The sequence below is a fragment of the Haloplanus salinarum genome, from assembly GCF_024498175.1.
Taxonomy (GTDB): Archaea; Halobacteriota; Halobacteria; order Halobacteriales; family Haloferacaceae; genus Haloplanus; species Haloplanus salinarum.
Genome location: NZ_CP101823.1, coordinates 1,610,720 through 1,629,868 on the forward strand (window position 1 = coordinate 1,610,720; position 19,149 = coordinate 1,629,868).

22 protein-coding genes are annotated in these 19,149 nt (G+C 66.9%); 14 read left to right on the forward strand and 8 right to left on the reverse strand.

The features are described from left to right. Positions 1-168 precede the first annotated feature (168 nt). Positions 169-2,730: a PAS domain-containing protein gene (locus NO364_RS08280; protein WP_199243696.1), complete on the forward strand. Its 2,562-nt coding sequence runs from the start codon at positions 169-171 to the stop codon at positions 2,728-2,730. Positions 2,731-2,890: 160 nt separating this feature from the next. After that, a complete protein-coding gene (locus tag NO364_RS08285) occupies positions 2,891-3,136 on the forward strand; it encodes a DUF7861 family protein (protein ID WP_257629057.1) in 246 nt (81 codons plus the stop codon). 58 nt (positions 3,137-3,194) lie between these two features. Here NO364_RS08285 and NO364_RS08290 read toward each other — a convergent pair whose 3' ends face one another. Then, the gene (locus tag NO364_RS08290; RefSeq protein WP_157691042.1) at positions 3,195-3,566 is read right to left on the reverse strand and encodes a DoxX family protein; all 372 of its coding nucleotides are present in this window, start codon (positions 3,564-3,566) and stop codon (positions 3,195-3,197) included. Between the two features lie 716 nt (positions 3,567-4,282). Between NO364_RS08290 and NO364_RS08295 the strand changes: the two genes are divergently transcribed. The 3 genes from NO364_RS08295 (at position 4,283) to NO364_RS08305 (ending at position 6,077) form a co-directional block, all read left to right on the forward strand. Beyond that, positions 4,283-4,687 carry a helix-turn-helix domain-containing protein gene (locus tag NO364_RS08295; RefSeq protein WP_257629058.1) on the forward strand — a complete coding sequence of 135 codons (405 nt, stop codon included), beginning with the start codon at positions 4,283-4,285 and terminating at the stop codon, positions 4,685-4,687. Between the two features lie 240 nt (positions 4,688-4,927). Beyond that, positions 4,928-5,497 carry a nitrous oxide reductase accessory protein NosL gene (locus NO364_RS08300; protein ID WP_257629059.1) on the forward strand — a complete coding sequence of 190 codons (570 nt, stop codon included), beginning with the start codon at positions 4,928-4,930 and terminating at the stop codon, positions 5,495-5,497. 64 nt (positions 5,498-5,561) lie between these two features. After that, positions 5,562-6,077 carry a winged helix-turn-helix transcriptional regulator gene (locus NO364_RS08305; protein ID WP_157687939.1) on the forward strand — a complete coding sequence of 172 codons (516 nt, stop codon included), beginning with the start codon at positions 5,562-5,564 and terminating at the stop codon, positions 6,075-6,077. Here the strand turns inward: NO364_RS08305 and NO364_RS08310 are convergent. The 3 genes from NO364_RS08310 to NO364_RS08320 are packed head-to-tail and all read right to left on the reverse strand — an operon-like array spanning position 6,074 to position 9,518. After that, entirely contained in the window at positions 6,074-6,892 is an 819-nt protein-coding gene (locus NO364_RS08310; protein ID WP_157687938.1) for an ABC transporter permease subunit, read from the reverse strand. The two genes, NO364_RS08305 and NO364_RS08310, sit on opposite strands and share 4 nt — an antisense overlap. Next, on the reverse strand, positions 6,889-7,608 hold the full coding sequence (locus tag NO364_RS08315; RefSeq protein WP_157687937.1) for an ABC transporter ATP-binding protein: 720 nt from the start codon (positions 7,606-7,608) through the stop codon (positions 6,889-6,891). The genes NO364_RS08310 and NO364_RS08315 overlap by 4 nt, the downstream gene beginning before the upstream one ends. Then, the gene (locus tag NO364_RS08320; protein ID WP_257629060.1) at positions 7,605-9,518 is read right to left on the reverse strand and encodes a right-handed parallel beta-helix repeat-containing protein; all 1,914 of its coding nucleotides are present in this window, start codon (positions 9,516-9,518) and stop codon (positions 7,605-7,607) included. Before NO364_RS08320 ends, NO364_RS08315 begins: the two co-directional genes overlap by 4 nt. 183 nt (positions 9,519-9,701) lie before the next feature. Here NO364_RS08320 and NO364_RS08325 point away from each other — a divergent pair, with 183 nt between their 5' ends. From NO364_RS08325 to NO364_RS08335, 3 genes are read left to right on the forward strand one after another with little or no spacing between them, the layout of a single operon-like run. After that, on the forward strand, positions 9,702-10,379 hold the full coding sequence (locus NO364_RS08325; protein ID WP_257629061.1) for an SCO family protein: 678 nt from the start codon (positions 9,702-9,704) through the stop codon (positions 10,377-10,379). Beyond that, on the forward strand, positions 10,376-10,909 hold the full coding sequence (locus tag NO364_RS08330) for a TlpA family protein disulfide reductase (protein ID WP_157687934.1): 534 nt from the start codon (positions 10,376-10,378) through the stop codon (positions 10,907-10,909). Before NO364_RS08325 ends, NO364_RS08330 begins: the two co-directional genes overlap by 4 nt. Beyond that, complete coding sequence (locus tag NO364_RS08335) at positions 10,906-11,565, forward strand: cytochrome c biogenesis protein CcdA (protein WP_257629062.1); 660 nt, start codon at positions 10,906-10,908, stop codon at positions 11,563-11,565. The genes NO364_RS08330 and NO364_RS08335 overlap by 4 nt, the downstream gene beginning before the upstream one ends. Before the next feature lie 99 nt (positions 11,566-11,664). Here NO364_RS08335 and NO364_RS08340 read toward each other — a convergent pair whose 3' ends face one another. The 4 genes from NO364_RS08340 to NO364_RS08355 form a co-directional block, all read right to left on the reverse strand. Further along, positions 11,665-12,102: a desampylase gene (locus tag NO364_RS08340; RefSeq protein WP_257629063.1), complete on the reverse strand. Its 438-nt coding sequence runs from the start codon at positions 12,100-12,102 to the stop codon at positions 11,665-11,667. Next, positions 12,092-12,415: a rhodanese-like domain-containing protein gene (locus NO364_RS08345; RefSeq protein WP_157687931.1), complete on the reverse strand. Its 324-nt coding sequence runs from the start codon at positions 12,413-12,415 to the stop codon at positions 12,092-12,094. The genes NO364_RS08340 and NO364_RS08345 overlap by 11 nt, the downstream gene beginning before the upstream one ends. 2 nt (positions 12,416-12,417) lie before the next feature. Then, a complete protein-coding gene (locus NO364_RS08350) occupies positions 12,418-12,618 on the reverse strand; it encodes a hypothetical protein (RefSeq protein WP_157687930.1) in 201 nt (66 codons plus the stop codon). A gap of 231 nt (positions 12,619-12,849) precedes the next feature. Then, on the reverse strand, positions 12,850-13,587 hold the full coding sequence (locus tag NO364_RS08355) for a DUF7847 domain-containing protein (protein ID WP_257629064.1): 738 nt from the start codon (positions 13,585-13,587) through the stop codon (positions 12,850-12,852). 149 nt (positions 13,588-13,736) lie between these two features. Between NO364_RS08355 and NO364_RS08360 the strand changes: the two genes are divergently transcribed. The 6 genes from NO364_RS08360 to NO364_RS08385 all read left to right on the forward strand — a co-directional run bounded on the left by NO364_RS08360 (position 13,737) and on the right by NO364_RS08385 (position 19,124). Next, positions 13,737-14,135, forward strand: a complete 399-nt coding sequence (locus tag NO364_RS08360; protein ID WP_157687928.1) for a hypothetical protein — start codon at positions 13,737-13,739, stop codon at positions 14,133-14,135. After that, on the forward strand, positions 14,132-15,253 hold the full coding sequence (locus tag NO364_RS08365) for an outer membrane protein assembly factor BamB family protein (protein WP_157687927.1): 1,122 nt from the start codon (positions 14,132-14,134) through the stop codon (positions 15,251-15,253). The genes NO364_RS08360 and NO364_RS08365 overlap by 4 nt, the downstream gene beginning before the upstream one ends. Positions 15,254-15,301: 48 nt before the next feature. After that, positions 15,302-15,511, forward strand: coding sequence for a hypothetical protein (locus NO364_RS08370; RefSeq protein WP_257629065.1), 210 nt, complete (start codon positions 15,302-15,304; stop codon positions 15,509-15,511). 352 nt (positions 15,512-15,863) lie between these two features. After that, complete coding sequence (locus tag NO364_RS08375; RefSeq protein WP_157687925.1) at positions 15,864-17,537, forward strand: histidine kinase N-terminal 7TM domain-containing protein; 1,674 nt, start codon at positions 15,864-15,866, stop codon at positions 17,535-17,537. Between the two features lie 236 nt (positions 17,538-17,773). After that, positions 17,774-18,430, forward strand: a complete 657-nt coding sequence (locus tag NO364_RS08380; RefSeq protein ID WP_257629066.1) for a trimeric intracellular cation channel family protein — start codon at positions 17,774-17,776, stop codon at positions 18,428-18,430. A gap of 118 nt (positions 18,431-18,548) precedes the next feature. After that, positions 18,549-19,124, forward strand: coding sequence for a HalX domain-containing protein (locus NO364_RS08385; RefSeq protein ID WP_157687923.1), 576 nt, complete (start codon positions 18,549-18,551; stop codon positions 19,122-19,124). Positions 19,125-19,149 lie beyond the last annotated feature (25 nt).

The following is a 19,149-nucleotide window of genomic DNA, read 5'->3' on the forward strand; positions in this document are numbered from 1 at the left end:
GGGACGACACGGTACGGGTTCCCACCTCGTGAGAACACGCTAGCACCACTTTAGTGACGCTCTTTTACAGTCGGTTGTGGACGTGACCGCTGTGTCACGGTTTTCCTGCCGCACGCCGATAGGAAATCCGGCAAAAGGGACACACCGTAGAAAGAAATGGTACTGAGCATGTTCGGGACGTTGCAGGGACTCTACGTGGTGGTGTTCAGTCTCGCTGGCCTCGTCTGTCTCGGCGCGCTGCTCGGCGTTCGGACGCTGTCTCACGCCGACATCCGGCGTGGGCTTGCCGGGTTGTTTCTGTTGAACGGGGTCTGGGCCCTCCTGATGGCGATACGACTGCTGTTGCCGACGCTGTCGAGCAAGCGTGTCGTGTATCTGTTTGGATTGATCGCCGGCATCGGGACCGTCTTCGCGTGGCTCTACTTCGCCTCGGCCTACAGCGGCCGCCAATACCACCGATCACGATCCCTGCGGCTCGTTGCCGTCGCCGTGTTCTCCTCGATCGTCCTGATAAAGGTTACCAACCCGATCCACGGAGCCTACATGCAGATGCGAATCGTCACGGAACCGTTCCACCACGCCCGCGTCACGCACTTCGCGCCTCACTGGTTGGTGACTGGGTTCTCGTACACCGTCTCCGGACTGGGGTTCTGGTTTCTCTTCGATTCGTTCGCCGACGCCGATACCCGTCCGACCGCGCTGTATCTGCTCGTCTCGGTGACTGCACTGCCGCTCGTTCCGTACATCGCAGCCTACTACCACGAAGGGCCGGTGCTCCTGTTGAACTACGAGCCGATCGGCATCGCTATCTTCGCACTCGGCGTGTTCTGGTACGCACGCGGCGAGTTCACTCGCCTCAGTAATCCCGACCAGTCGTCCATCGCCGAGAGTATCTCGGAGGGCGTACTCATCTTGGACGATCAAGGGACCGTCGTCAACTACAACGACAGCGCGGCCTCCGTTCTCGAAAACGGGCCCGTCCAAGGCCAGTCACTCGACGACGTCGACGCGGAACTGGCGAGCCTGGATAGCGGCGAAACGACCATCCTTTCACGGTCGGTGAGCGACCAGAGTGCCAAGTTCGAATGCCACCGGGAGGACATCGAGGCCGAGACTGCCTCGGAAGCCATCACGCTCACCGACGTGAGCCAGATCGTTCACCTGGAAGACGTCGCCCGGTTGTTTCGTGAGCTCAACAAAGTACTCATCCAGAACGGGGATCCGGACGAGTTCACCACGCTCGTCCCGGAGAAGCTGTCGACCATCGACGCGTACCGGATGGTCTGGCTGTGCGCCCCGACGGACGACGAGACCGGCTACGTCGCTGGCCAACCGGACGGGTACGTCCACCGCCAGCGCAGCGACATCGACAGCCCCGACCCGGTGGGCAGGGCGGCCGACACCGGTGACATACACGTCGCCGACGTCGATCCGAACAGCGATGAGGGGTGGGAAGCCGCGGCTGCCGACCGAGGTATCACGGCGTGTCTGGCGGTCCCGTTGCACTTTCCCACCGGCAGGGAGTACGTACTCGGGGTCTACACGACGGCACTGGACGGGGTCAGCGAAGCCGAGATCGAGTTGTTCCGAGACATCTCCGAGGCGGTTCCGAACACGGTGGCGGCCATCACGGCCCATCAAGAAGCGAAGGAGTACCAGAAAGCAGTCGAACACGCCGGATACGCGATTTTCATCACCGACATCGACGGCGTAATCCGCCACGTCAACCCGGCCTTCGAAGAGATCACGGGGTATACGGCCGACGAAGCGATCGGGAAGACACCGCGTATCCTCAAATCCGGCGAGATGGACGAGGAGTACTACGAGCGACTCTGGGAGACCGTTCTCGGTGGCGAGGTGTTCTCGGACGAGATCATCAACAAGACGAAAAGCGGGGACCGGTACCTCGCCCACCAGACGGCCGCACCGGTCACCGACGAGACCGGAGAACCGATCGCGTTCGTCGCCATCCAGGTGGAACTGACGGAGGATATCGTCAGAAAACAGCGCCTGTCGGTCTTGAACCGGCTACTCAGACACAACCTCCGGAACAAACTGAACGTGATTTCCCTCCAGATGGCGCGACTCGAGGACCTCTACAAGTCCTCGAGTGATGCCAGCGAACGGGACACACAGGCCCGTCAAGTCGTCCAAGAGGTCCAGCGCGTGACCGAGGAGATCATGACTCGCTCGGAGAAAGCGCACGAAATCGAGCAGATCTTCGATCGCCTCGACGCGACGGGGGAGTGTATGCCGCTGGCGTCGGCCACGAAGTCGGTCCGAAGAACGCTGTCCGACACCGAGGCGACCACGACGCTCGACGTCGCCGAGAATCTCGACTGCTACGAGATCACCCCCGAGATTCTGACGATCGTGGACGAACTGATAACGAATGCCGTCAAACACAACACGAGTTCCGACCCGACGGTACACGTCGCTGTAACACTCAGCGACGACAGCGAGGTTCGGTTCTCGGTGAGCGATAACGGCCCCGGGCTATCCGCTCAGGAACAGCACATACTGACGGAGGGGGAGGAAACGCAACTCAACCACAGTAGTGGGCTCGGCCTCTGGATGGTCACGTGGATCGTGACGTACTGTGGCGGAATGGTGGCGGCCGAGGTCGACGAGGAGGGGACGACGATCGACGTCTTACTCCCGGTGTGGCCCACGGAAGGTGGGCGGGAGCGTTCGAGGGTGGGTTCCCCGACCGACGGCGGTCGGGAGTGACCCCCCGCGTGGGCAACCCCGAACGTCGTCCCGATTTCGGTCTCCGTATTTAACGCGCTACTCCTGCCGGGCGTCGACGACACCGGGAGAGCTGTTCCTTGAGGCGTGTTCTCGACCGAAGGAACGCCGCCCTCAAGACAACGTGGCGTGAAGTAGTGGGATGGATCACGACCGAATTCACGCGCGCCGACCGGCCCACGACCCCGGTCGGTGGTCGACGGGGACTGTCGAGTCGATCACGGACCGCGACGGTCACTGCATCGTGACCGTCGAAACCGAGGAGGGGGGCGGGACCGAACTCGTTGTCACGGCCGCGATCCGTGAGCTCGTTCTCTCACGGATGGATATCGGCGAGGGAGAGTCGGCCGTCGGCGAACGGATCTGGTATCGGGAGCGTGGTGGGTGAGCGGGGTCAGTAGGCCACCAGATTGATACACGGTTTCCGATCGCCGTGCCCCGTGTGCTCAGCCTGAGTCCGGTCCGTCTGCGGGTCGCGTATACCAGAGCGCCCAGAGGATCAACACGCCTTGCAGAGGGAGCCGGCCCCAGCGCACGAAACCGGACGGGTCGCCACCCCCCGGCATCCCTTCGACCACGACACCGTGGGTCGCCATGTAGACGTTCGCCGGAAAGATGGCGACGAGTAACGCGACTGCCGTCCACGCCGCGTACCGTCGCGTCCGGGGAAGCAGTACCCCGATCCCGACACCGACCTCGGCAAGGCCGGAAAGATACACGAGAGCGAGCCGTGCGGGAAATACTGGGGGAACGATCTGGACGTACAGCTCCGGCACCACGAAATGTAACGCTCCCGCGGCGACGTACATCGGCCCCATCAGATAGAGGAGCGGGCGTTTGACCCGCTGTAGAATCCCGATCACCGGTCGGGGATAGCGCTCGGGCGGTGAAGTAGCTTCTTCATCGGCGCGGCTCACCTCGGGGCTCCCGTCACGCACCCCATCGGGGAGACGGTGGTCACTCATCCAAAGTTGCGCGTGCGGTCCGATCGGGCCGATACGGGATGCTTGCCGCCCGGCGCGCGAGTCCGGGGACCGGAGCCAGCGGTCCCTCCGTCGCGGACCCGGTCAGCGGCCCATCACGGAGTCGGTCCGGCGTCCAGGTCGTCCCGTCGCGGCGATAGGAGACGGTGCCGTCGGCGTCGGTCGCCGATACCGTATGGGTCTTTCACGTTCGCGGCCGGCCTGCACAGACAGGTGAAGGGTGTATCTGATTGGAGAACGACGCGTGATCTACGACAACAGTTGCCACAAACTCGGTGAACCGGCTGAGCATCGTCTCGACGTTGGTCGACGCCATCGGGTGCCATCGCAGTGGGTGTCGGCCCCCGAGCGGGCCGGTCTGGGGCTCGTGATCGGCGCTGCAGTCGTCGCGCTCGCGATTCGCTACCCGGTGCCCTCCTCACCCCTGCGTGACGGGGCGCCAGCGGACCTTCACCCGTCCTCCCCGTGTTGAGACGGTTGGCTGCATCACGAGATTGTGCGATTCGTGCAAAAATCTTTTAATATCTCAGCGCATACTGTAGACGATTACAATGCCGGATTCGATGTCTGAGCAGCTCCGTCGCGATATGGAGTGTGAGGGCCTCTTGGAGTGCTTTCACGGGCTCAAAGAGCTCGACAGGGAGTGCTTCCGGGTGCTCGTCGAGGCTGAAGAACCACTGACCGTCGACGAGATGGCCGATGCCGTCGAGCGGGAGCGATCAACCGCGTACCGAGCCGTACAGCGGCTACTCCAGACGGGCTTCATCGAAAAGGACCAGATCAACTACGATCAGGGTGGGTACTACCACGTCTACTCGCCGACGGATCCGTCGCAGATCGCAGACGGCATGCAGCGGATGCTCAACGACTGGTACGCGAAGATGGGCCAACTCATCCAGGAGTTCGAGAACAAATACGAGGGGTCAGAAACTGCGACCACGGCCGTCGAAGGCTAACGCCCTCCTCCCCACGTCGGCTCCACTACTCCCGGCGGTGTGGTGAGCTTCCGTGGGACGGAGTCGCGACGGATGTCCGACGTGGCCGACCGTGTCCATAGTGAACACTGCTCGATCGGCGCTGATGTGTCCCTACCGTCGATTGCAACCGGCACTGCATCCATCTTTCGCGTGCCTCGAGCGAGGTCTTTCGACGTCTACACCAAGATAGCTAAACCAACGTGTCACCTATCACGAAACGTGAGCGGACCCACGCCAACCGATTCGTCCCGACGGCAGTTCGTGCTGGGCACGGCGACGATAGCCGCCACCGGCCTCGCGGGCTGTCTGGGCTCGTCGGATCGTCCGGAACCGGTCGCGCTGACCGAGCGGATGAGCTGTGACCAGTGTGGGATGGTTATCACTCAGCAGCCGGGCCCGTCCGGTCAGACCTACTACCAGGACAACAGCCCCGAGGGTCACGACCCACCGGCTCGGTTCTGTAGCACGGTGTGTGCCTACCGTCACCGGTTCGCGACGGGCAACCGGGGCTGGACGCCACAGGTGACGTATCTCACCGACTACGCCACCGTCGACTACTCCGTTCGGGAGGAAGGCGGTGCACGGGTCATCTCGGCACATTTGGCCGCCGAGAACTTCGCCGTGACGGAAGCGCTCGAGGTGGTGATCGGATCGGGAATCGAGGGTGCGATGGGCCCGGCCATCGTGCCCTTCGGCACCACCAGCGCAGCCGAAGAGTTCGTGTCGACGTACGGCGGCGAAATCATCGCTGCCGAGGACATCTCCAGCGAACTCGTCGCCCAGCAGTGATCGTCGTTCCCAGAGTCTGGGAAGTGCCGAGACGATATTGTAGACGTAAAACATTACCACTCGTATGAGCGACGTCCGCCGCCAAGTGCGCGAGCACGTTCGGACGAACCCCGGAGTCCACTTCAACAAACTCGCCCGAACCCTCGACATCGCGACCGGTCAGGCGCAGTACCACCTCCGGCGGCTCATCCGGCGGGACGAGGTCGTGGCCGAGCGGATCCGGGGTCGGACCCACTACTTCGAACCGGAGTACGACGCTTGGGAGCGACGGGTCCTCGCGCTCTATCGGCGCGAGACGGCACGCGAGATCATCACGCTCCTCCTCGACGAGGGAACACTCTCGGCGACCGCGATCGCCGAACGGCTGGATCTCGCCCGCAGCACCGTCTCTTGGCACATCGACACGCTAGTGGACGCCGGCATCATCGACCGATGGTACGGCGAGCGCGGGCAGGTCGAGGTGACGCTCGCTCGGCCCGAGGAGACGGTTCGGTTGTTGGAGGCGGTCGCGCCGTCGCTCGCGGACACACTCGTCGACCGCTTCATGCGGCTGGTCGACGGTGGTCACCCCAGTGCCTAGGCCCGACGGGAACGGACTGCGAGTGTCGCGACCAGCAGCGAGGCGCCGGTCCACGCGACGAGGCCGGCAGCCGCGACGGGTATCGACACGAAGCCGGTTCGTCCCGAGAACGCGACGTACAGCACCGTCTCGAACACCAACCCCCGGTACGCGCTCGCGGGCGATAGCCCGAGCAAGATGTCCAGCCCCACGCCGACCCCGCCGGTCATCGCCTGCAGGACGGTCACGTCGGCACCGACGACCACGACCAGCAAGCCGACGAGCGAGAGCAGTATCGCTCGCCGCCGGGAGTCCGCAAGCGCCGAGACGGCGACGGCGATGGCGAGCGTCGTGAGCGTGAACGCCGCCGTGAGGGCTATGAACCGGACGAACAGGAGCGGCGAGTCGATGCCCCGGTGTGTGGCGAACACCGTCGTCGCTGGACCGGCCGACAGCGCCACGGCGACACCGAGGAGGGCGAGGGGGACGAGGACGACCGTTAGCAACACGACCGCGCGCCCGGCGTAGACACCGATCACGTACGCCCACGGTGGGAGCGGGTAGGTGGCGAGGACGTCGAGCGTCCCACGGACGGCGTCGTCGGTGATGGCGCGGTAGCCGACGGCGAAGGCCACCGCAGGGACGAGCACCTCCACGACCAGCAACACGTCGACGGTCGTCGGTACGTAGCCGGCAGCGGGCCCGTTGCCGGCCCGTGCGAGGGCGAAGAGGACCAGCGTCAGCGCGAGCGTGAGGAGGAGATACGTTCGGCTCCGGACGGCACCACGCACCTCGCGGGCGAAGACAGCCCAGAACCCGTCGCCCGGTCCCCTCATCGCGTCTCCCCCGTGTGGATCCCCACGCTATCGTCGGCCTGGACGAGACTCGTGAACGTCTCGTGGAGTGGGCCACCCGTCCGCTCGCGTAACGCCGCCGGCGTGTCGGCCGCGACGGCCTCACCTCGGTCGAGGACGACGATCCGATCCGCCGAGCGCTCGACCAACGGGAGGTCGTGGGAGGTGACGACGACCGAGTGGCCGTCCTCGGCCAGCCGGTCGAGGATGTCGAACACCCGTTGGCTCATGCCGGGATCCAGTCCGCTCGCCGGTTCGTCGAGCGCGAGGACGGGCGGGTCGCCGGCCAGCGCCTGTGCGATGCCGAGCAGACGCGTCATGCCGCCTGAGAGGGCCTCGACCCGGCGATCCGGCACCCGATCGAGCCCGACGCGGTCGAGCAGTTCGTCCGGATCGTCGTCGACCAGACGCGCGTAGAACCCGATCGTTTCGCGGGTGGTGAAGCCGGGACGGAAGGTCGGCTCCTGTGGAAGGTAGCCGAGCGGGCGTGCCGCGTCCGGCCCGTCGTAGCTCACCTCGCCGTCGCTCGGGGCGAGGAGGCCGGACAGGATCCGCAGGAGCGTGGTCTTCCCCGAGCCGTTCGGACCGATCAGGGCCACGACGCTCCCCGCCGGAACCTCGATAGAGACGCCGGCGAGCGCGGTAACGTCGCCGAACGTGCGGCTCACGTCCGTCCCGCGCAGGTACGTCTCCGTCACGCCGAACCCTCCACGCGCGTCTCGTTGCGCGCCGCCGCGAGGCGGTCCGGATTCGACGGACGTGCCAGCGGCGAGAGATCGATGATACTGGCCCTGCGAAGGCCGGGGGTCGTCCCGCGGAACGCCCGCAGGCCGCGGACGGTGGGCGCGGCGCTCAGCGTCACCGCCGCGTCGGTTCGGTGGAACCGGCGGTCGAGGTCGTCCGTCGGCGAGTAGGCCCGCTCGAGGGTCGGCGATCCGGGATCCCCGGACAGGTCGTAGGCCCCCTCCCAGTAGTTGCCACGGCCGTCCTCGGTGTAGATCCGGAGCGGGCCGGGGCCGGCGGTGGCGTGGCGGTCGTTCCCGACGAAGTCGTTGGCGACGACCCGGTTCGAGGGGACGACCGACGAGGCGGCGAAGCCGACCCGATTCTCGTAGAGGACGTTGTGCTCGTAGGCCGTCTGGGTGGCGTACGACACCAGTCCGCGGTCGGTGTCGACGACCACGTTGCGAGCGACGTAGCTCCCCGACCCGCCGACGAAGATGCCACCCGTGGCGTGGCGGACGTCGTTGCCGACGATGGCGTTCGCCGTCGGGCGCGTCATGACGACGACGCCGCTGCCCCGCTGTCCGCGTGCGACGTTGTCCGCGATCAGCGTCTCGGAGGTGTACATGAGGTGGACGCCGAACCGCTGGTCGAGGAAGGTGTTGTTTCGCACGACGGTGCCCTCGGCGCGGTGGAGGTAGACGCCGTCGCGCCCGCCCTCGACGTACGAGTTCTGCACGACGACGGCCTCGTTCATCGCGATGACGCCCATGAAGCCGTCGAGCCACTCGTCGGTACCGTACACTCGCAGATCGTCCACGACGGCACCGGGTGCCCGCCGGAGCAACACCCCGTTAGCCGGGGTGTTCATCGTCACGTCGTGGACGTAGAGCCCGGAGACGTTGTGGGCGGCGATCCCGGCGTCGCCGCCGCCGTACCCCTGCTGGATCGATTCGTCCCAGTCGCCGCTCTCGGACGCGTTCTCGGCACGCGTCGCGTTGCCGACGCCGCGTATCGTGAGTCCCGTCACCGCCACGTCGTCCGCCCGAACCTCGATCACCGTCCCGGTACCGCCGCCGTCGAGCGTCGCGTTCTCGCCACGGAGGGTGACCGGCTTGTCGACCGTGACGCGTTCGGCGTAGGTCCCCGACGGCACGACGACGGTCGTGTTCGGCGGTGCGGCGGTCACCGCCTGCTGGACGGTCGGTGCGTCGCGGCCGACCACGACCGACGTCTCGCGGTCGAGGAGGGATTCGGCGTCGCTTGCGCGTCGGTCCGCTCGCGTCCGGCGGTCGTCGAGGCTCGATTCCACGCCGGCGGCGCTGGGAACCGCGGGCGGGTCGCGGCGGAGTTCCGCCCAGTCGACGACCCGGCCGCCACAGTCGTCGGCGAAGGCCGACGCGTCGTCCGCCGCGGAGAAGGGGACGACGACCGACTCGCCGGCGAGACTCGCGCGGCTCCCGACGACGAACTGGGCGTCGGTCACTGACACCCAGTCGGGGTTGGTGGCGGACGTGAGCGTGCCGTTCTCACACCGTGGCGAGCGCCCGGCGTAGTCGGAGGCGTAGACGGCGAGTGGATACCCGAACTGCTGTTCGCGCCCGGGTTCGTCGAGCGCCGACACCGCCCCTGCGACGCCCGCGTACCCGACCACGTACCGATACTGCGAGTAGAAGACCTCGACGCGTGGGATGGAAGCGCCACGGTGCTGCGACGCCTGTTCGGTTTCGGCGGTGACGCCGAGTTTCACCGTGTCCGCGAACGGCACCGGATCGGGGCGCGTCGATCCCAGATCGACGGCGAACGCACCGGCCGCCGTCGTGATCAACAGGAGTGAACACGCTCCCGCCACGAGCTGATATCTCCGTGTGGCCCCGTCACTCATCGTTGCGTCGTAGTCGGGGGCCGTATTTACCTCGTCTGGTGTGGGCCTCTAGTTCCGCCTCCCGATACCCTGCCATCCCACTGCCGCCCTCGTCACCGAGGCGGGAAGGGTCGACGGGGACACGGGGATGTCTTCGAGGACCGAACCAGATGCCTCAAGCGGTCGTGCCCGTAACGGTGGGATATGCACCGACGGACGTTTCTTCGGTCGACCGGCGCAGCGGGCGCAGTCGGCGGACTCGCCGGATGTCTCGGGGCAGTCGGCTTGGGCGACTCGAACCCCGATGTCGTCCTCGAGGAACCCGACCGGCAGTTCGAGAGCGGCGACGTTCCGTATCCCGCGTGGGGCCAACGGGTTCCGGACGTGACGCTCCCTGCCCCGATCGAATCCCGGGAAGTTCGCCTCCGAGACGTCGAGACCCCGTCACTCCTGACGTTCTTCTACAGTCACTGCCGGACCGTCTGTCCCGTGCTCATCTCGACACAGCGGAACGTCCAAGCCCACGCGCTGAACAACGGGTACGGTGACGCCGTTTCGTTCTTCCCGGTGACGTTCGATCCCGCCCGTGACACCGCAGAACGCCTCCAAACGTACGCCGAGGACATGAACGTCGACCCCGCCGAGGAGAACTGGCACTTTCTCCGGCCGGCCTCGAAGGACCGAGCGAAGGCCGTCGTCCAGGAGGAGTTCGGGGTCGCCTTCCAGCGAACCGAACCCGAGGACATGGACAGCTACATGTTCACTCACGCGGCACTGACGCTGCTCGTCAACGCCGACGGGTTCGTCGAGCGCGCGTATCGCTCGAAATCGCCGGACGAGGAGACCATCATCGCCGACCTGAAAGCGGTGAGAGGCGCGTGAACCGCCGGCAGACGGTCGCCGCGATGGCCGCAGGACTCGGGCTCACTGGCGGGAGTCTCTGGGTCTCACAGCGCGGTATCCCGGGGGGACGGTCCCGGAGTGGAGGGCGACTGCCGATCCGCGTAGAGACCCTAGACGCACACGGGTCGACGGCGGGAGAGGCGCTCGTGCCGACACCGGGAACCGTGACCGTCGTCGACCTCTTCGCCACGTGGTGTGCCCCGTGTGACGACCAACTCGAGGTACTGAACGCGATCCGTCCCGAATACGACGAGGTGTCGTTCGTGTCCGTCACGAACGAACGTCCGAGCGAGACGCTGACGAGGGCGGACATCGCCGAGTGGTGGAATCGCAACGGCGGCGCCTGGACCGTCGGTTTGGATCCGGGGAGTGAACTGTTGAGTGCGTTCGGGGCGAGCGGACTCCCCTACATCGCCATCGTCGACGGGGACGGAACCCGCCGGTTCGGTCACAGCGGGCTCGCCGGCGCGGACACGCTGCGAGACCACCTCGACGGACTGGTGGAATGATCGAACCGGGAGCCGTTGCGGCGCTGGCCTTCGCCGCGAGCGCGGGCGTCGCGACGTTTTTCGCCCCCTGTGCCTTCCCGCTCCTGCCGGGCTACGTGGGGTACTATCTGAGCGAAAACGACGGGGACACGGGGATGGTCGCCCCCGCCGTCGCCGCTGCCGGGGGTGCGCTCGGTGCGTTCGCCGTCCTCACCGTGCTGGTCCTGGCGGTCGGCCGGCCGGTGAAGACCGCACTCCCGATGCTCGAACCGGTCGTCGGCGTCGGGCTGATAGCGTTCGGCATCCTGACGCTCCTGAATCGAGGGCCGGCGTTCCACGTCCCGCTTCCCGAACGACCGGCGTCAGTAACCGGGTTCGGCGTGTTCGGCGCCGTGTACGCCGTCGCCGCGGCGGGCTGTGTGGTGCCACTACTGTTCGGCGTGCTGACCCAGGCGCTGGCACTGCCGGTCCACTCCAGTGTCCTCGTCCTGGCGGTGTACGCGCTCGGGGTGGCACTCCCGCTCGTCGGGGTGACGCTGCTCGCCGGCGCCGGAATCGACTTCTGGAGCTCCGCCGGCAGGTACTCGGGACGGGTGCGACGGTTCGCGGCCGGTGTGATGATCCTAGCGGGGAGCGGACAGATATACCTCGCAGTGTTCGAACTCGGCGTGGGATGATCGGCGTCGAGACGACGGCGACGGATGCGACGCCGCGGGAGGCGTACGTTCCGTTCCCGTTCGTGGTCGCGCTGCGGCCGGAGGCGCCGACGACCGCGACTAGTCGGCGAACAGCGCGACGGTTTCCCGCTCGAACGTCTCGCCGGTCCACCGCCACGACCCCAGATAGGGGTAGCCGTCGAACGCACAGATGGCGTAGGAGTAGCCGGGCCACGTCGCGCGGTCGACGTCCGTCCGGCTCGGCTGGACCGGGCCGGCGGGGTGGCTGTGATAGAACCCGACGACCGCCATCCCGTCCGCTTCCACCCGCTCGATGATCTCGAACTGCTCTTCGGGATCCATCGCGTACCGGACCTGTGGCTCGTCGGCGACGTTCGTCGCCCGGTGTACCTCGCGAACGACGCTCTCGGTGTCGCCGTGCTCGCCGGCGAGGACGCCACAGACCTCCTCGTCGCCGCCGTCGTAGCCCTGATGGACGATATCGTCGTAGGCACTCCGCGATAGCCGGAGGACGGACCCGGTCACGTCACCCGTCACGTTCGAGTTCGTACTCCCAGGCGTCGTAGCCACCTTTCATGCTGCGAACCGAGCCGGCGTCGTCGACGTCCTCGTAGCTCCCGATGAGTCGTGCGGCCTGGATCGACGACTGGCCGATCGGACAGGCCACGACGACGTCGTCCGCCCAGTCGATCTCGTCGATCCGACTCGGGAGTTCGCCCATCGGCACGTTGATCGCGCCGGGAATGTGGCCGGCCGCGAACTCGCGGGGCCCGCGGATGTCGACGATCTGCGGGCTGTCACCCGACTCCAACCGGTCGTGAAGCTCCTCGGGTGTGACTTCCTCGACCATGGTTATCGCGTGTGACGGCCGATCCGATAGCGCCCGTTCCCGCGCTTCCGAACGGTGCCGTCCGCGAGGTCGGCGACGGCCGTCGGGACCGTCTCCGTGCTCGGGACGCGGTCGACGTCCCGTACCGGCAGGTCGCCCGAGGTCGGCCCCTCGATCGCCGCCCCCGACCCGACCCGCGGACGCGGGCAGACCGCGACGGTCACGCTTCGCCCCCCGGTAGTCGACTCGGAGCGCTCCCCAGCCGTCCCCTCGCCGCGTGGGTCCGGCGGGTCGACGACGTCCGTACGGCTGCGCCTGACATACCCCCACGAACGCGTCCTGTGGGCATACCCGTTACGAACGTCGCAGACCTCTCCTCTATCTCGGACACCGGTTCCCGTTCGACCCCGTCCGGCATCGTTCTCGGCCGGTGGCCCGTCGGGGGTCAACCGCGGTCAGGCGAGCGCGTTCGCCGAGGGCGTCGGTTCGCCACGAAGCTGGACGAACGCGTCCGCGAGGATTCCGTACATCAGGACGACGAGTACCGAATTGACGGCGAGCGACGCGAGCTGTCCGACCGACGGTGAGACGAAGGAGAACAGTGACCCGACGAGACCGCCGATGCCGCCGAGGACGCCGAACAGGACGACCAGGGCGAGCAACCGCCAGCGGTTACCGCTCGCCAGCGCCCAACTCCGACGGAGCGCGTCGATCGGGCCGGAATCCTCGACGGCGACGGCGAACAGCGCGAACTGGAGACTCACCGTGAGAAACAGACCGGGGACGAACAGGAGCGCGAACCCGAGCGGGATCGCCACGGCGAGAACCACACTGACGACGAGCGCGGAGAGGAACGCGGGGGCGATGCGGCGGGTGAACAGCGCACCGGGAAGCGTGGCGAGCGCGGAGAGATCACGCGACAGCAACCGCGCGGTCACGAGGAACACGCCGACACCGAGCAACAGCGCCAGGACCCCCAGCGCGGCCGCGACGTCGGTCGAGAGCGGGAGCGTGAATCCGATCGTCACGTCACCGGGCTGAACGCTCGGCGGGAGTTGGTCCACGACGAGGGTGTTCAGCGATCCGACGAAGACGATCTGATACCCGATCGTCAGTACGAGCGCGACGATACCACTGATCGAGAGTGCGCGTCGGGCACCACGCCCGACCGCTTGACCCAATCGGAGCGCCATACGACGCCCTTCGAACACCCGACGTGTGAAACCCGAATCAGCGTTGCTCGCTCGGAAATCACTGGAGGGCCGTCGGTCGTCCATCGAAGCGAGTTGCACTCGGGGAAACAGTGAGCCACATTGAACGGGGTCGGGAAACATCGACGTTCATGCCCATCTCAGAGACCGAGTGGGACGACGGCGCCCGGGCGGACGACGCGTCGGAGGTGGGGACCACCCCAGTCGGCGAGTTCGAGGACGAGACGGAGTTGATCGTCGCCTTCCTCTCGGAAAACGTCGACAACGCGTACACGAAAACGGAGATCGTTCGTGGCGTCGACTTCGGCAACGACGCCCGCCCGGAGACGATCCGCGAAGTCCTGACCGAGATTCAGGACGAACTGGTCGACGTCGTCGGCGATATCGTCGCGAGTGGGATGCTCGTCGACGACGTCGACGGGGCGCTCGACGAACTCGTCGCCGAGGGGATGGTCGCGACGAAGGACGTCGAAACGGGCAACGGGACGACGACGTACTACCGGCTCAACACCGACGAAGCTCGGGAATGATACCGCCACGAACGCGTGCCGACCGATCGGACGCCGAATCCGCACGGATCGAGTCCCAGTGTCCGGTCTCCCGCAGAACGGCACTCCGGTCACTCGGTGTCCTCCTCGCCGGCGGTACTGCCGGCTGTATCGGGGGATCCGGGCCGTCGTCCGATCGGATCCGGTGGCGCAAACGGATCCGCGGTCAGCCCCTCCTCGACGACGGGACGCTCTACATGATGGGGCGACTGACGCTTCACGCACTGTCCGCGACCGACGGGAGCAAACGGTGGACGACCGAATACAGCGAGGGCGACTTCGACCAGCGGCTCTGTCTCCGCAGCGACATCGCCGTCGACGGCCGGCGGGTCTACGTTCCGGGTTGTGACGGCCTCCGGGCCCTCCGGCGGTCCGACGGCGAGCGGAGCTGGTTCGTCGACGCGCCGCTCAGGCAGGGTGTCGGCGTCGGCGACGGGCGGGTGTACGCGAACGCCGAGGACCTGCTCGCCGTCGACGCCGAGGCCGGCGACGTCGTCTGGCGCGCGGACACTGGTGGTGACCGCCTGACGAGGCCGGCCGCGACGGCCGATGGGGTCGTCTTCACCAACCGCGTCGACGGAGTCGTGACGGCGTTCGACGTCGATGGCGAGCGACGGTGGCGGTATCGGACCGACACCGAGACCCGGGGTCCAACGGTCGCCGGCGACACCGTCTACGTGGCCACGTCGACCGAGCCGGGACTGGCGGGACGGCTGCTCGCCCTGAACCGTGCGGACGGCGCCGTTCGGTGGGCGGTCGAGACACCGTCGCCCAAACGCGGGACGCGTCCGGTCGTCGACGGCGACACGGTGTATCTCGGCTGTAGCGGGCGGGAGCACGGAACCCTCGTCGCACTCGATCGCTCGGACGGCGCCGAACGGTGGTCGTTCACGGACGAGAACAGCACCGTCTACGAACCCGCCGTGACCGACCGGATGGTGTACGCCGGATCGAACGACAACCACGTCTACGCGTTCTCCCGGGACGGCGAGCTGCGGTGGCAAGTCGAGACGGACAGCGTCGTCGGATCGGTCGTCGCGGGGGAAGAGCTCCTCTATGCGGCGAACAACGAGCGGCTCTTCGCCATCGATCGGTCGTGATCGTCCCGTCGACGACCGCTCCCGAGGAGGTGCACCAGCGCGCTCTCCGTGACCGACACGTTCGTGCTCGGCGGCTTCACCGCCTACGTCCTGTTCGACGGGAACGAATCGGACGGGATCACTTCCTACGAGGGGGACCGTCGGGACACGACCATCGGACGAACGATCCTCCGATCCGACCACCGACAGCCACGGAGCAGTGCTCACCGAGACCGGAAGGCAAACGAACAGGAGACGCCGGTACGACACAGCCGTTGACTCGGCCTCCGGGCGCCGAAGTGGGGGTGGGGGTCGACACGCTCGGGGGAACGCTCCCGTTCGTGAGCGACGACGGCACGACCGTGGAGAGCCGACCCCCGGATCCGGACTGATGGGGGGACGGGCGGGGACCACCGTACGGGCGTTTCCGAGTCCGAAGCAGCGACCGGAGTTATATTTCCACCGTGGGCATAGCGACAACGGAACAGCTCGACCTATGGAGGCCTTCGCACTGTCGTGTCGGGACGGGCCCCGACGGAACGACGGTCGCCGGCGACGGGACGTGGTGCTCGCTACCCATCGATCGCACGGTGACCTGACGCGTGACCGGAACCCATCCGAGTGAGCACGCATGGAGCTCCTGTCGACACTCGGGACGGTCAGTCTCAAGGCCGTGGCGACTGCCCTGTTGGGTCGGACGCTGTGGCGAACCGCCCAGTCACGGGAGCAACCGAGTGCGGAGCCGTTCATGGCCCTGCTCGGCACCCTGACGCTGTGGGCAGGGTTCGCGCTCGGGGACGAACTGTCGCCTCTCGTCCCCGGCGACGTCGTCTCGACGGTCTGTTCGCTCGGTCAGTTGGGCGCAGCCATGCTCGTTCCGGGGATCTGGACCGTGTACGCGCTCGGGTACACGGGCCGGGGGACGGGGTTGACGAAGCGCCGGATCGCGCTGTTTCTCGGAATCGCGTTCCCCGTGGTCATGTCCGGCGTCGCCATCGCCACCACGAACTCGGAGACGGCGATGGTGCGTCAGTTGGCCCCGCTGATCGGATTCGAGGTATTCTATCTGTTCGGACTGTTCGTCTACGGCACCTACCTGCTGGTCCGTTTCGGCGGCGACCATCCCCGTGTCTCCAACACACAGGTCGCCGTCGTAACGGGCGGCGTCGCTGCACCGTACCTGATCAGTCTCGACACGTTCGAGACCGTGTGGAACGCCACCGGGACGGGGGGCGGGACGAGTGTCGGCCTGCTGGTCTCCGGCGTGCTCTTGACGGTGGCCGTCCGTCGTTATCCGGTCACGACCGGCTTCCCGAAGGCCGATCACGTCGCTCGAACGCGCGTCTTCGAAACCCTCCGAGAGTCGGTGGTCGTCCTCGACTGGAACGACCACGTACTCGACGTGAACGAAGCCACGATCGATCTGTTCGACACGTCGGCCGAGGCCGTGATCGGGGAACCGATCCGGACGCTCTCCGAAGGGCTCGACGGCCCCGATTTCTCGGCCGGTGCCACCGGAACCGTGTGGCTGCGGACCTCGAAGGGTCGACGACAGTTCCAGTTCGGCGTCTCCGCGGTCACCGACACCTCGTCGGATCGGGACGCGCCCGTCGCCAGGACGGTCCTCCTCCGCGACGTGACCGACCAGCAGACCCGACAGCAACGGCTCTCGGTCCTCAACCGGATCCTCAGACACAACGTCCGGAACGATCTGGACACGGTACTCGCACACACCAACCGGATCGACGACGAGGACGTACGCGAGACGCTCAGAACGACCGTGAACGGGACGCTACGGCTCAGCACGAAGGCCAGGGAGGCCGAGGACGTGATGACCGCCGTCACCGACACGCCGGAACCCGTCGATATCGCGGACGTCGCGTCGTCCGTCGCCGAGGCGTTCCGTTCGCGCGACGATTCGAACGACGTGTCGGTCGTGGTGGACGACGAACCGCAGGTCGTCTCCCACCGAACCGTGCTGCGGCGGGTCCTCCTCGAACTGGTCGAGAACGGACTCGAGCACGCCGAAACCGAGTCGCCACGCGTGGAAATCCGCGTCCAGCGTGGGTCCGATGGGATCCCCGAGGTCGTGGTGGCCGACCGTGGACCCGGCCTCCCGGAGCGCGAACGGGAGATCTTGGCCGCCGGGACGGAGAGCCAACTCAGACACGGGCAGGGTATCGGGCTCTGGTTCGTCCACTGGGCAGTCACGCAGCTTGGCGGTGAACTCACCTTCGACCGGAACGAGCCGACAGGCAGCGTGATCACGGTGCGACTGTACGACGGCGCGGATGACCGGAGCTAGCGTCGAGACGCGAACCGCCGATGATAAAGAGGATGCCGTTGCTCGCGTAGTGAGCCGCTCCGAGGAGGCCGTCGTGATACACGAAGCGAACGGGTGTGCCGCGGCCGGCTCGGTCCGGGGAAACGGCACAGCGGGACCACGAGCTATCGACCGACGGGGGTTCGGAGCGTGATCGGTTCGGGTGTCCCGGAACGGAGACGTGGCACTCAAGACGGCGCCCGGCGAACGCGAACGCAGTGACGCAGGATCTCGTCTCTGCCCTGTTCGGCGACCCGTTCGCAGTGGTGAACACGACCGGGTTGGTCGCGTTCGCGCTCGTCGGCTCGGCAAAGGCGATCCGCGAGGAGTTCGACCTGTTCGGGGTCGTAGTCGTCGGACTGGCGACGGCCTTCGTCGGCGGCGTCACGCGCGACCTCCTGGTGAACCGGGTGCCGCTCGCGCTCCAGTCGCCGGTCGAGATCGGTCTGGGACTACTCGGGGTCGGACTGGCCGTGGTGTTGAGCCTCCGCCTGCGGGCCCCGGACGAGCACACCCTCATCGTCGTCTCGGACGCCGTCGGGCTCGGGGCGTTCGCCACCACCGGTGCCATCGTCGCGAGCGACGTCGTGACCTCGGCGTTCGGCGTCGTCGCCATCGCGACGGTCAACGCCGTCGGCGGCGGCGCGTTCGCGGACATCCTCCTCGATCGGTCCCCGTTCATCCTGTTCGACGACTTCTACGCGAGCTGTGCGGTGTTGGGCGGCTGTTCGTACTGGCTCGTAGCGGGTGCCGGCGTGATCGACGGCGGGGCCGCCCTCGCGTGTGCGACGGTGACCGTGGCGGTCCGGCTGGTCGCGGTCACGCGGGACTGGCAGGTGCCGACGGTCGGGGACCTGCGGAACACGGACGAGTGACGGGACACGGATCCGTTCGGGGGAGTCGACGCGGACGTGACCGGACGGGAGTCCGAACCACCGGCGGATCGGGAACCGATCCCCATCGTTTAACCCCTCCGGCGTCCGATAGCCTACGATGTCAACAGCGCAGCCGACCGTCCTCCTGGTCGACGACGAGGCGGACATCGTCGACGTCTACGCTCTCGCGTTCTCCGAGGACTACGACGTCCTGAAAGCCCACGACGGCGAGGAAGCCCTGGAGAAGGTGAGCGACGCGGACGTGGTCCTGCTCGACCGTCGGATGCCGGGACTCTCCGGGCGGGAGGTACTCGCGGCGATCAGGGAACGGGGGTTCGACGTTCGCGTCGCGATGGTGACGGCCGTCGACCCCGATTTCGACATCGCGGAGATGCCCTTCGACGCCTACCTGACAAAACCCGTGGGGGAGGCGGAACTCCGGGAGACCGTCGACGGTCTGCTGACGCTCACCGACTACGACGAACAGGTGCGCGAGCGGTTCGCCATCGCGGAGAAGATGGCGGCCCTGGAGACGGAGAAGGCGGGCGCCGAACTCGCCGAGAGCGAGGAGTACCAGCGGCTGGCCGAGCGAGCGGCGGAACTCGACGCCGAGACCTCGGAGACGGTCGGCGAGATGGATCCGGAGACCTTCGAACAGGCGCTCACGGGGATCACGGAACTAGAGGACGAGTGAACGGCCGCCGAGCGGTGCGGTCGGC

What these genes read in the sequence shown, in the direction of transcription:
- NO364_RS08280 (WP_199243696.1), top strand. Translation starts at nt 169, where the DNA reads ATGTTCGGGACGTTGCAGGGACTCTACGTGGTGGTGTTCAGTCTCGCT.
- NO364_RS08285 (WP_257629057.1), top strand. Translation starts at nt 2,891, where the DNA reads ATGGATCACGACCGAATTCACGCGCGCCGACCGGCCCACGACCCCGGT.
- NO364_RS08290 (WP_157691042.1), bottom strand. Translation starts at nt 3,566, where the DNA reads ATGGGGCCGATGTACGTCGCCGCGGGAGCGTTACATTTCGTGGTGCCG.
- NO364_RS08295 (WP_257629058.1), top strand. Translation starts at nt 4,283, where the DNA reads ATGCCGGATTCGATGTCTGAGCAGCTCCGTCGCGATATGGAGTGTGAG.
- NO364_RS08305 (WP_157687939.1), top strand. Translation starts at nt 5,562, where the DNA reads ATGAGCGACGTCCGCCGCCAAGTGCGCGAGCACGTTCGGACGAACCCC.
- NO364_RS08310 (WP_157687938.1), bottom strand. Translation starts at nt 6,892, where the DNA reads ATGAGGGGACCGGGCGACGGGTTCTGGGCTGTCTTCGCCCGCGAGGTG.
- NO364_RS08320 (WP_257629060.1), bottom strand. Translation starts at nt 9,518, where the DNA reads ATGAGTGACGGGGCCACACGGAGATATCAGCTCGTGGCGGGAGCGTGT.
- NO364_RS08325 (WP_257629061.1), top strand. Translation starts at nt 9,702, where the DNA reads ATGCACCGACGGACGTTTCTTCGGTCGACCGGCGCAGCGGGCGCAGTC.
- NO364_RS08335 (WP_257629062.1), top strand. Translation starts at nt 10,906, where the DNA reads ATGATCGAACCGGGAGCCGTTGCGGCGCTGGCCTTCGCCGCGAGCGCG.
- NO364_RS08345 (WP_157687931.1), bottom strand. Translation starts at nt 12,415, where the DNA reads ATGGTCGAGGAAGTCACACCCGAGGAGCTTCACGACCGGTTGGAGTCG.
- NO364_RS08355 (WP_257629064.1), bottom strand. Translation starts at nt 13,587, where the DNA reads ATGGCGCTCCGATTGGGTCAAGCGGTCGGGCGTGGTGCCCGACGCGCA.
- NO364_RS08360 (WP_157687928.1), top strand. Translation starts at nt 13,737, where the DNA reads ATGCCCATCTCAGAGACCGAGTGGGACGACGGCGCCCGGGCGGACGAC.
- NO364_RS08365 (WP_157687927.1), top strand. Translation starts at nt 14,132, where the DNA reads ATGATACCGCCACGAACGCGTGCCGACCGATCGGACGCCGAATCCGCA.
- NO364_RS08375 (WP_157687925.1), top strand. Translation starts at nt 15,864, where the DNA reads ATGGAGCTCCTGTCGACACTCGGGACGGTCAGTCTCAAGGCCGTGGCG.
- NO364_RS08385 (WP_157687923.1), top strand. Translation starts at nt 18,549, where the DNA reads ATGTCAACAGCGCAGCCGACCGTCCTCCTGGTCGACGACGAGGCGGAC.